Annotated in this window: 9 protein-coding genes; 3 read left to right on the forward strand and 6 right to left on the reverse strand. The window is 69.8% G+C overall.

The genetic code is table 11. The features are described from left to right. Positions 1-33: 33 nt before the first annotated feature. The 6 genes from E1181_RS30250 to E1181_RS30275 all read right to left on the reverse strand — a co-directional run bounded on the left by E1181_RS30250 (position 34) and on the right by E1181_RS30275 (position 6,660). Positions 34-1,674 carry a glycoside hydrolase family 13 protein gene (locus E1181_RS30250; RefSeq protein ID WP_235877159.1) on the reverse strand — a complete coding sequence of 547 codons (1,641 nt, stop codon included), beginning with the start codon at positions 1,672-1,674 and terminating at the stop codon, positions 34-36. A gap of 23 nt (positions 1,675-1,697) precedes the next feature. Next, positions 1,698-2,540 (reverse strand): carbohydrate ABC transporter permease, encoded by an 843-nt coding sequence (locus tag E1181_RS30255; RefSeq protein ID WP_132679825.1) that lies wholly within the window; start codon positions 2,538-2,540, stop codon positions 1,698-1,700. Further along, positions 2,540-3,553: a carbohydrate ABC transporter permease gene (locus E1181_RS30260; protein WP_235877160.1), complete on the reverse strand. Its 1,014-nt coding sequence runs from the start codon at positions 3,551-3,553 to the stop codon at positions 2,540-2,542. The genes E1181_RS30255 and E1181_RS30260 overlap by 1 nt, the downstream gene beginning before the upstream one ends. Positions 3,554-3,605: 52 nt before the next feature. Continuing rightward, positions 3,606-4,895 (reverse strand): ABC transporter substrate-binding protein, encoded by a 1,290-nt coding sequence (locus tag E1181_RS30265; RefSeq protein ID WP_132679827.1) that lies wholly within the window; start codon positions 4,893-4,895, stop codon positions 3,606-3,608. A gap of 190 nt (positions 4,896-5,085) precedes the next feature. Next, complete coding sequence (locus E1181_RS30270) at positions 5,086-6,102, reverse strand: LacI family DNA-binding transcriptional regulator (protein ID WP_207922389.1); 1,017 nt, start codon at positions 6,100-6,102, stop codon at positions 5,086-5,088. A 177-nt stretch (positions 6,103-6,279) separates the two neighbouring features. Then, positions 6,280-6,660 carry a winged helix-turn-helix transcriptional regulator gene (locus tag E1181_RS30275; RefSeq protein ID WP_132679829.1) on the reverse strand — a complete coding sequence of 127 codons (381 nt, stop codon included), beginning with the start codon at positions 6,658-6,660 and terminating at the stop codon, positions 6,280-6,282. Positions 6,661-6,752: 92 nt separating this feature from the next. On the opposite strand from E1181_RS30275, the gene E1181_RS30280 reads away from it, so the two are divergent. From E1181_RS30280 to E1181_RS30290, 3 genes are all read left to right on the forward strand, one after another. Beyond that, positions 6,753-7,160, forward strand: coding sequence for a RidA family protein (locus tag E1181_RS30280; protein ID WP_132679830.1), 408 nt, complete (start codon positions 6,753-6,755; stop codon positions 7,158-7,160). 110 nt (positions 7,161-7,270) lie between these two features. Beyond that, a complete protein-coding gene (locus E1181_RS30285) occupies positions 7,271-8,905 on the forward strand; it encodes an alkaline phosphatase D family protein (RefSeq protein WP_132679831.1) in 1,635 nt (544 codons plus the stop codon). Beyond that, positions 8,902-10,152, forward strand: a complete 1,251-nt coding sequence (locus E1181_RS30290; protein WP_235877161.1) for an alkaline phosphatase family protein — start codon at positions 8,902-8,904, stop codon at positions 10,150-10,152. The genes E1181_RS30285 and E1181_RS30290 overlap by 4 nt, the downstream gene beginning before the upstream one ends. Positions 10,153-10,431 lie beyond the last annotated feature (279 nt).

Here is a 10,431-nt window from a genome sequence, read left to right on the forward strand (position 1 = left end):
GTTCTGGGGCGGACGGGTGGGGTGGTGCCGTCGTCAGTCGGCCAGCCAGACCGCTGTGTCGGTGGGTAGGTGGTTGTCGGTGAGGTCGTTGCTGGTGAGGAGGATCCGGTTGCGGTCGGGTAGCGGCTGGCGGTTGCCGGACATGTTGACCACGCAGGTGAAGCCGGGTTCGCGGCGGAACGTGAGGACGCCGCTGGGGGAATCCAGCCAGCGCATCCCGCCTTCGCCCAGCGCGTCGAGCTCGCGCCGCAGGCGCAGGGCCGCGCGGTAGAGCTCCAGCGTCGAGGCGGCATCGCCGTCCTGCGCCTCGGCGGTGCGGTCGCGCCAGTCAACGGGCTGGGGGAGCCAGGGCTCGGCGGACCCGGTGGGGCCGAAGCCGAACGGCGGCGTCGAACCCGACCACGGCATCGGAACCCGGCAGCCGTCGCGACCTCGCTCGGTGCGACCCGAGCGCTCCCACATCGGGTCCTGCAGGGCCTCCTCGGGAAGATCTTCGACCTCCGGCAGCCCGAGCTCCTCGCCCTGGTAGACGTAGGCGCCGCCCGGCAGCGCGAGCATCAGCAGCGCCGCCGCCCGCGCACGGCGGGTCCCGCGGTCCAGGTCCGGTTCGGCGAGGACCAGCTCGTCCTCGCCGATCGCGCGCTGGTCGTGCGGCACCCACGCGGTCTCCCTGCCGTACCGGGTCACGTGCCGGGGCACGTCGTGGTTGGACAGCACCCACGTCGGGGGTGCACCTACGGCGGTCAGGCTCGCCATCGTCGAGTCGATGACCTCGCGCATCCGCTCCGGGCTCCACGGGCACTTCAGGAAGTCGAAGTTGAACGCTGTGTGCAGGCCACCCGGCCGCAGGTACCGGGCGAGCCGCTCCGGCGACGGTGCCCACGCCTCGGCGACGAACTTGCGCTCGCCCGGGTACTCGTCGGCGATGCGGCGCCACCGGCGGTAGATCTCGTGCACCTCATCGCGGTCCCAGTGCGGATGCGCGAGGCGCTCGTCCGGTTCGCCGGTCAGGTCCGGCAACTCCGGGTCCTTGACCAGGCCGTGGGCGACGTCGATGCGGAAGCCGTCCACGCCGCGGTCGAACCAGAACCGCAGGACGTCGGCGAACTCGTCGTGGACCTCGGGGTTCGCCCAGTTCAGGTCGGGTTGTTCGGGTGCGAACAGGTGCAGGTACCACTCCCCGTCGGCCACCCGGGTCCAGGCGGGACCGCCGAACACCGACCGCCAGTTGTTCGGCGGCCGATCCCCGTCGGCGCCCAGGCCGGGCCGGAAGACGTAGCGCTGCCGTTCCGGAGCGCCCGGCCCGGCGGCCAGCGCGTCCTGGAACCACCGGTGCTGGTCGGAGGTGTGGTTGGGCACGATGTCCGGGATGATGCGCAGCCCGTGCTCGTGCGCGTCGGCGATCAGCTTCTCCGCGTCGGCGAGGGTGCCGAAGCGCGGGTCGATGTCGCGGAAGTCGGCCACGTCGTAGCCCGCGTCGGCCTGCGGCGAGCGGTACCACGGGTTGATCCACAACGCGTCGACGCCCAGATCCCGCAGGTAGGGCAGCTTCGACCGGATGCCCTCGATGTCGCCCATCCCGTCGCCGTCACCGTCGGCGAAGCTGCGGATGTAGACCTGGTAGATCACCGCGTCGCGCCACCACGGGCGGTCGTCAGAGTGCTTGTGCTGCAACGGTTCTCCCTCTCCGAATCCGGTCATTTGAGCCCGCCTGAGGTCAGGCCGGCGATGATGCGGCGCTGGAAGATGAGCACCGCGAGGACCAGCGGGACGGTGACGATCACGCCCGCCGCCATCTGGGTGCCGAAGGGCTGTTCGTGCCCCTGCGCGCCGACGAACTTCGAGATGGCGACCGTGACGGTCTGCATCTCCTTCTCGTTGACCATGGTCAGCGCGATGATGAACTCGTTCCAGGCCATGATGAAGGTCAGGATCGCCGTGGTGAACACGCCGGGCGCGGCCAGCGGGACGATCACCTTGCGGAATGCCTGACCGGGCGTGCAGCCGTCCACCATCGCCGCCTGCTCCAGCTCCACCGGCATCTGGCGGAAGAACGTCGTCAGGTTCCACACCGCCAGCGGCAGCGCGAACGACAGGCTCGGCAGCACCATCGCCTGGTAGGTGTTGATCCAGCCGATGTCGGTGAACAGCTTGAGCAGCGGCACGATCAGCGAGATCCCCGGGAACATCGAGCAGGCGATGATCAGCGCCAGCACCGCGTTCTTGCCGCGGAAGTGCAGCCGCGCCAGGGCGTAGGCGGTCGTCATGCCGATCACCAGGGTCAGCAGCGTCGTCACCGAGGCGACCACGAGGCTGTTCAGCAGCGCCCAGCCGAACCCGACGTCGGGGGCGAAGACGGCGCGGAAGTTCTCCAGCGACCACACCGCGGGCAGCGGGCTGAGGTCGAACTGGTCGGACGGGCGCCGGAACGCGGTGGCCGCCATCCAGTAGAACGGCGCCAGGCAGTACAGGACGATCACCGCGACGCCCACGTGCGGCAACCAGCGCTTCCACGATCGGACCGAGTGCGAATGCGTCATCACGCCACCGCCTTTCGGGTTCTCCGCGCGGATTTCACCTGCGAGCGCGCTTCTCCCAGCAGGTCCGCGCCCAGCAGCTTGACGAAGGCGAAGGCCACGACGGCGACGTAGCAGAACATGATCGTCGCGTAGGCCGCCGCGGGCCCGTACCGCACGTTGGTGGCCTCCTGCCAGGCCAGCATCGACAGCGTCTCCACCGATTCCTTCTGCTGCCCGATCAGCACGAACGGCAGGTCGAACATGCGCAGCGAGTCGAGCATCCGGAACAGCACCGCCACCAGCAGCGCCGGACGCACCAGCGGGAGCGTGATGTGCGCGAACCGCTGCCAGGCGGTGGCGCCGTCGACCCGCGCGGCCTCGAACACGTCGCGCGGGATCACCTGCAGGCCCGCCAGCACCAGCAGGCCCACGAAGGGCGCGGTCTTCCACACCTCGGCCACGATCACCGCCAGCTTCGCCGGTCCGCCGTCGGCGCTCCAGAGCACCTGCGTTCCGAGCATCGCGTTGACCACGCCGTCGGAGGCGAAGATCCACCGCCACAGCAGCGCCGAGACCGCGGTCGGGATCGCCCACGGCACCAGCACGCTCGCGCGCACCAGACCGCGCCCGCGGAACGCCCGGTGCATGATCAGCGCCATCGCCACGCCGAGCGCCGCTTCCAGGACCACCGTCGTCGTGGTGAAGAAGGTGGTGTTCCACATGGCGTTCCAGAACCGCGCGGCGGCGGGACCGGTGAACACCTCGGCGTAGTTGCCGAGCCCGGCGAACTGCTCGCCCTCGACCACGAACCCCTCGGCGTCGACGCCCTGCCCCTCGGTGAACAGCGACTGCCGCAGCGCCGCGACGATCGGGTAGACCACCACCAGACCGAGCACCAGCAACGTCGGCGACACCAGCATCCCGGCCAGTCGCGCGACGGCGGCGGCCTGGGGCGACTTCCGCCTGCGGCGATCGCGCGCCGCGAGGCGCCCGGACGAGGGCGCGGCGGCGGATTCCACTTCTGTCGTCATCATCTACCTCCCCGAGTCCCGGGGCGGCGCCGCGAACCGGCGCCGCCCCGCGCGCTCACTGCTGTCCGGTCAGCTCCTGGAGCCGGGCCTGCAGATCGGCCAGCGCCTGCTCGGACGACTTCTCACCGCGCAACGCCGCGTAGGCGTGCTCCTGGATCACGTCGGTCACCTCGCCGTACTTGACCACCCGGGGACGCGGCTCGGCGCCCTCGATGGACCTCTTCAGCAGCGGCAGGTACGGGTACTTGGCCTGCATCGACGGGTCGTCGTAGAGCGCGCTGCGGGTCGGCGCCAGCGAACCCTGGTCCAGCCGCAGCCGTTGCTGCTCGGGGGCGGTGGCGAACTTGATGAAGTCGACCGCGGTGGCCTTGTTCTTGGCGAACGAGGAGATCGCCAGGCTGTGCCCGCCGAGGCTGGACACACCGGGACCGGCGACGCCGGGCAGCGGCGCGACGTCGAACTTTCCCGCCACGCCGGAAGAACCGTCGGTCTTGACCGCGTGCGAGTACTGGCTCGGCCAGGCGCGGCTGAACAGGATCTTGCCTTCCATGAAGGCCCGGCGCGTCTCGGTCTCCTTGTACGTGATCGCCTCGCGAGGGATCGTCCCGGAGCGGAATCCGTCGATGAGCGCGTCCAGACCGCGCTTGGCCTCGGGCGTGTTGACGTTGGGCTTGCCGCTCGGGTCGGTGATCACGCCGCCCGCGCCGTGCACCGCCTCGGCGAAGTTGACCGTGAGCCCCTCGTACTTCTCGTACTGCCCCGCGAAGCAGGACATCCCGGCGGCCTCCGGCAGGGCGAGCACCTTGTCGCAGACCTGGCGCATCTCGTCCCACGTCGTCGGGGGCTGCGCACCGGCTTTGGCCAGCAGGTCCTTGCGGAAGTAGAGCATCGCGCCGTCGGAGGTGGCGGGGACGCCGTAGAGGCGGTCGCGGTACAGCGAGGTCTCGACGGTGGTCGGCACGAACTGGTCGATGCCGAACTGCTCCCGGGGAAGTTCGGTGATCCAGCGGTTCGCGGCGAACTCCGCGGTCCAGACGTTGTCGAGGTCGAGCACGGTGAACGCGTCGGACTTGGTCTGCGCGTTCTGCACCATCTGCTGGCGCTGGTCGTCGGCGGAGGAGGAGAGCTCGATGAAGCGGACCTGCTCGTCGGGGTGCGCCTTGTTCCACGCCTCCACGATCTTGGGGTTGACGCTCTCCTCGTCCTTGCCCGCCACGAAGGTGATCGGGCCGCGGCCTTCGAGCGCCGCCGAGGGCTCGTTGGTGGCCGAACCGCCGCAGCCGGCGGTCAGTGCGGCGGTGCACGTCAGCACCGCGGCGATCGCTAACCGGTTTCTCTGTCTCATGTCACTCTCCATTGAGGACTCATCGAGCGCACGGGGTTCCGCCGCGCGATGCTCCGGATCGATCCAGCGGCATCGTGCGGTCGTTCGGTCTTCGATTCGTCGAATTGCGCCGGGCGCGATGCGCCCGATGTCAGATCGCCAGCGAACGGCAGGCTCTCACCTGCGCTTACCAGCCTCCTTCTTCATCTCCTCACCATTCCGCGCTGCTGCGCGGAGGAGCCGTTGAACCGCGCACCACGAGTTCGATCGGAACAGGTACGACGGTGCTTTCGCGGGAATTCGCTTCCAATTGGTCGATCAACAATCGCGCGGCCGTGGCCCCTTGGGCGCGCACCGGCTGCGCGACGGTGGTCAGGTCCACGTACTCGCTCATCTCGTGGTCGTCGAAACCCACGATCGACATGTCCGCCGGCGTCGACCGCCCGTGCCTGCGCAGCGAGCGCAACGCGCCCATGGCGAGCTCGTCGGCGTAGGCGAAAACGGCAGTGGGCTGGTGGCTTTCGGCCAGCAGCCGGTCCATCGCGCGCTCACCGCCCGCGATGGAGAACTCGCCGGGAACCATCCACTCCGGGCGTTGTTCGACGCCGTTGTCGTGGAGGGTCTGCAGGAACGCCTCGCGGCGGATGATCGGCGCGATGGCGCCCAGCGGTTTCGGTTCCAGTCCCTGGATCATCGCGATGTCGCGATGCCCGAGGTTGATCAGGTGCTGCACGGCCAGCCGGGTGCCGAGCCGGTCGTCGATGTGCACCGAGCTGAACCCCTCGGCGTCGTGCCCGACGAGGCCCAGCGGCATGTCCAGCCCGCGCAGCCGGTCGGCTTCCTGCTCGGTGAGGTCCATCGAGAGCACCAGCACCGCGTCCACCCGCCCGCGCACCGGCAGTTCGCGGAAGAACCGCTCGCGGGATTCGACGTCTCCGGCGGTGTAGAGCATCAGGTCGTAGCCGGCGGCCCGCAGGACCTGCTCGGCACCGCCGATGATCTGCCCGAAGAACCACCGCCACACGAACGGGACGACGACTCCGATGCAGAGCGTGCGCCCGGTCGCCAACCCGGACGCCGAGCGGGAGATCGAGTAGTCGAGTTCGGCGGCCAGCTCGGCGATGCGCTGCCGCGTGCGGTCCGACACCCCGGAGCGCCCGCGCAGCGCGCGCGACACCGTCGACGGCGAGACGCCGGCTCGCCGCGCGACCTCCTCGATGCCGACCACTGGCCCTCCCTCGATCGATCCGCTGTCCAGATCGCGAGGAATGTACTGTGGCCTGAGTCTCATGCGCAAGCGTTTGCGTTCACCCCGGTGAGAAGGCTGCTGCATATGCCCTGTGACCAGGTGTTTCAGTCGCGCAAACGCCGCTTCGAAGCGGACGGGAGGCCTCCGCGGGTGCCCTCAGCCGCCGAAGCGGCGGCGGGCCTCGTCGATGTCGGCGATGTGGCGGTGGGTCCACTCGCACATGGCGTCGACGGTCGCCAGCAGACCCCGGCCCGGCCCGGTGAGGGTGTACTCGACGCGCGGCGGCACGGTGGGGTGCGCGGTCCGCTCGGCGAGCCCGTTGCGCTCCAGCATGCGCAGGTTCTGGGTGAGCATCTTGTGGCTGATGCCCTCGACCTCGGTCCGCAGCTCGCTGAACCGCAGGGTGCGATCACCGAGCGCTTCGATGATCAGCAACGCCCACTTGTTGGCGACGTCGGAGAAGATCTCCCGCGCCAGCGAATCCGCCCGCCGCAGATCGGCTTCGTCCGCCGAGTCGCTGAACTGCTTGGTCACCATGAGGTTCCTCAGTAACGAAAAAGTGCGTTCTTCCACGTCAGCGCTCACTCTCCTACGGTTTCCCAGTAACCACAAGAGAGCGAGGACTTGATATGGCCATCACTCTGACCAACGCACCCGGACTGCCCGAGGTCGACATCTACCGGCACGTCTCGATCGCGACGGGAACGAAGCTCGTGCACATCTCCGGCCAGGTCTCCTGGGACGCCGACGGCGCGACGGTCGCGGAAGGCGACCTCGCCGGGCAGATCGTGCAGTGCTACCTCAACGTCGGAAAGGCGCTCGAGGCGGCCGGCGGCACCTTCGACGACGTCGCGAAGCTGACCTTCTACGTCGTGGACTGGACCCCGGACAAGATGCCCCAGGTCCTCGACGGGATCGCCCGAGCAGCAGAGGCTCTCGGCACCGCACCGGTGCCCCCGGCCTCGTTGTTCGGCATCGTCGCGCTCGACGTCCCGGAACACCTCGTCGAGATCGAGGCCACCGCGGTCCTGAAGTGACGGCCAGGTTCACCGGGGAGTTGTCGATCAAGCGGCAGGTCTGTGAACAGGACGATAACGTTCCTCCGAACGGGTGTACACGCACTCGTCGGGGTGACATTTTTCGGATCATGTCGCAGATCCGCCGTCGGTCGTTGATCAAGGCCGGTGGGGTGCTCGCCGGTGCGATGAGCATCGGTGGGCTGACCGCCACCGCATCCGCCTCCGGCTCGGTGTTCGCCCACGGCATCGCCACCGGTGACCCGACCCCGGACGGCGTCGTGCTGTGGACGCGGGTCACCCCGGAGCCGGGCGCGCTGCCGGGTTCCGGCGTCGGCGCGGCCTGCGCCGTGGACTGGGAGGTCGCCGCCGACGAGGGTTTCGCGAACGTGCTCGCGCGCGGCTCGCTGATCACCGGGGCGTGGCGCGACCACACGGTCAAGGTCGACGTCGCCGGTCTTCCCGCCGGGCAGTGGCTCTGGTACCGCTTCCGGGCGCTGGGCGAGGTGTCGCGGACAGGCCGGACCCGCACCGCGCCCGCCGCGGACGAACCGCTGCAGCGGCTGCGGGTCGGGGTGGTGTCCTGCTCGAACTGGCAGGCCGGTCACTTCGCCGCCTACCGCCACCTCGCTGCGCGCGGCGACCTCGACGCGGTGCTCCACCTAGGTGACTACCTGTACGAGTACGCGCCCGGCGAGTTCCAGGCCCGCGACGTCGTGGTGCGCCCGCACGACCCGCCGGTGGAGATGACGACCCTGGAGCACTACCGGCGTCGCCACGCCCAGTACAAGACCGACCCCGACCTGGCCGATCTGCACGCCTCGGTGCCCTTCGTGGTCACCTGGGACGACCACGAATCCGCCAACGACGCGTGGTCCGGTGGAGCCGAGAACCACACCGAGGGCGCGGAAGGTTCCTGGACCGACCGCAGGTCGGCGTCGCAGCGCGCCTACGCCGAGTGGATGCCGGTGCGCTACGAACCCGGCGGTGTCCTGCACCGGCGGCTGCGCTTCGGCACGTTGGCCGAACTGTCCATGTTGGACCTGCGCAGCCACCGGAGCCAGCAGGTCGCCACACCGCTGGACCCGGGGATCGGCGATCCGGGGCGCACCATCACCGGTGACGAGCAGATGCGCTGGCTGACCGGCGGTCTCGCGAACTCCACGGCCCAGTGGAAGCTGATCGGCAACCCGGTGATGATCGCGCCCGTGCGGTTCCCCTCGACGCTGTCGGTCGAGGAACGCCGCGCCCTCGGCGAGCTCACCGGCACCCCGGAGGTCCAGGGGCTGCCCTACAACGTCGACCAGTGGGACGGGTACACCGCCGACCGCGACGAGGTCCTCGGGCTGCTGCACGAGCGGGGGATCACCGACACCGTCTTCCTCACCGGCGACATCCACTCGGCGTGGGCGGCCGAACTGCCCCACTCGCCCGCGACCTACCCGCTGGACCGCAACTCCGTGGGCACCGAGCTCGTGTGCACATCCGTGACCAGTGACAACCTCGACGACATCCTGCGCGTCCCGCCGCGCACCGCCTCAGTCGCGGTGGAGGCGGCGATCCGGGCCAACAACCCGCACGTGAAGCACCTGGACTTCGACTCGCACGGCTTCTCGGTCCTGGACGTCACCGCGGAACGCGTCCAGATGGACTGGTTCGCGCTGGACGACCGCACCCAGCCGTCCACCGGTGCCCAGCGCACCGTCTCGTTCGAGGTGCCCGCGGGAAGCCAGCAGGTGCACCAGGTTTCGGAGGGAATCCGGTGAATTCGCTGAACCGCCGCAGCTTCCTGCGCGCCGCCGGTGCCGGTGTGCTGATGTCGGCGTCGTCCCCGGCCGCCTGGGCGGCGGACGCCAAGCAGCTGCGCGCCTACGCGCTCGTCGTCGACGGGTGCCGGCCCGAGGAGATCAGCCCGGTGCTCACCCCTCGGCTGCACGAGCTCCGCGAGAGCGGGACGTCGTTCCCGGCGGCGCGATCGCTGCCGGTGATGGAGACGATCCCGAACCACGTGATGATGATGAGCGGCCTGCGCCCGGACCGCACCGGTGTCCCGGCCAACTCGGTGTTCGACCGCGCCGAAGGCCAGGTCCGGACCCTCGACCGCGCCTCCGACCTGCGGGCCGAGACGCTGCTGGAGCTCTTGCGCGGCCACGGCAAGGTCACCGGGAGCGTGCTGAGCAAGGAGTACCTCCACGGCATCTTCGGCACCCGGGCGACGGTTCGCTGGGAGCCGGAGCCGATCGTGCCGATCAGCGGCCACGCGCCGGACGCGTTCACCGCCGAGGCGCTGGTGTCCGTGGTGGACAGCGCGGATCCGGACCTGGTGTTCGCGAACTTCGGCGACGTTGACCGCGTCGGCCACACCGACCTGACCGGCACCACGCTGCGCGCCGCCCGCACGGGGGCGCTGGCCTCAGCGGACGCCCAGGTGGGCCGCTTCGTCGACCACCTGCGCAGCACCGGGCGGTGGGAGAGCAGCGTGCTGCTGGTCCTCGCCGACCACTCGATGGACTGGTCGCTGCCGCATCGCGTGATCTCGCTGCGCCCGGTCCTCGACGCCGACCCGGTGCTGGCGGGCCGCACCGAGATCGCCCAGAACGGTGGCGCGGAACTGCTCTACTTCACCGGCCCCGACGCCGAACGCCCCGCGGCCGTGCAGCGCATGCGCGCACTGGCGGAGGCGACCGAGGGCGTGCTGTCCGTCCACGACCCCGCCGAACTCCGCCTCGGCCCGGAAGCCGGTGACCTGGTGGCCTACTGCGAAGAGGGCTGGCGCTTCACCGACCCGGAGCTGGTCTCCAACCCGATCCCGGGCAACCACGGCCACCCGGTCACCGAACCCATCCCGTTCTTCATCGCCGGAGGCCACTCCGCGGTCCGCCGAGGCACTTCGTCCCCAGCCCCGGCGACCACTGCCGACGTCGCACCGACCCTCGCCGCCCTCTTCGGCCTCCCCACCACCCACTACGACGGCACACCCCGCACCGAAGCCTTCAACCCCACCACCGCCTGACCGGACCCCACCCAGTCACCTCGCTCGTTGCCACCACGGATACCGGATCCGACCGGCACGTCGCGTTCCGCACCGGGTTTCACGAATACCGCAGTAATCCGGGTCCTGAATACCGCAGTAATCCGGGGGCGGAATACGGCGGTAATCCGGGTCCCTGAGAGCCTGTTCCTGAACTTGATCTTGGGTGGTGGGTGGGTGCGGGCATGAGAAGGGACTCCTGGTAGATCGGTTGATGCCTAGTCATCCGCTCTACCGAGGAGTCCCGAGGTGTCATCGTGC

It is taken from the genome of Saccharopolyspora terrae, from assembly GCF_004348435.1.
Lineage (GTDB): Bacteria > Actinomycetota > Actinomycetes > Mycobacteriales > Pseudonocardiaceae > Saccharopolyspora > Saccharopolyspora endophytica.

Excerpts from the sequence above, each read along its gene's own strand:
- E1181_RS30285 (WP_132679831.1), top strand. The coding sequence starts at position 7,271 with ATGTCGCAGATCCGCCGTCGGTCGTTGATCAAGGCCGGTGGGGTGCTC.
- E1181_RS30275 (WP_132679829.1), bottom strand. The coding sequence starts at position 6,660 with ATGGTGACCAAGCAGTTCAGCGACTCGGCGGACGAAGCCGATCTGCGG.
- E1181_RS30260 (WP_235877160.1), bottom strand. The coding sequence starts at position 3,553 with ATGATGACGACAGAAGTGGAATCCGCCGCCGCGCCCTCGTCCGGGCGC.
- E1181_RS30280 (WP_132679830.1), top strand. The coding sequence starts at position 6,753 with ATGGCCATCACTCTGACCAACGCACCCGGACTGCCCGAGGTCGACATC.
- E1181_RS30255 (WP_132679825.1), bottom strand. The coding sequence starts at position 2,540 with ATGACGCATTCGCACTCGGTCCGATCGTGGAAGCGCTGGTTGCCGCAC.
- E1181_RS30265 (WP_132679827.1), bottom strand. The coding sequence starts at position 4,895 with ATGAGACAGAGAAACCGGTTAGCGATCGCCGCGGTGCTGACGTGCACC.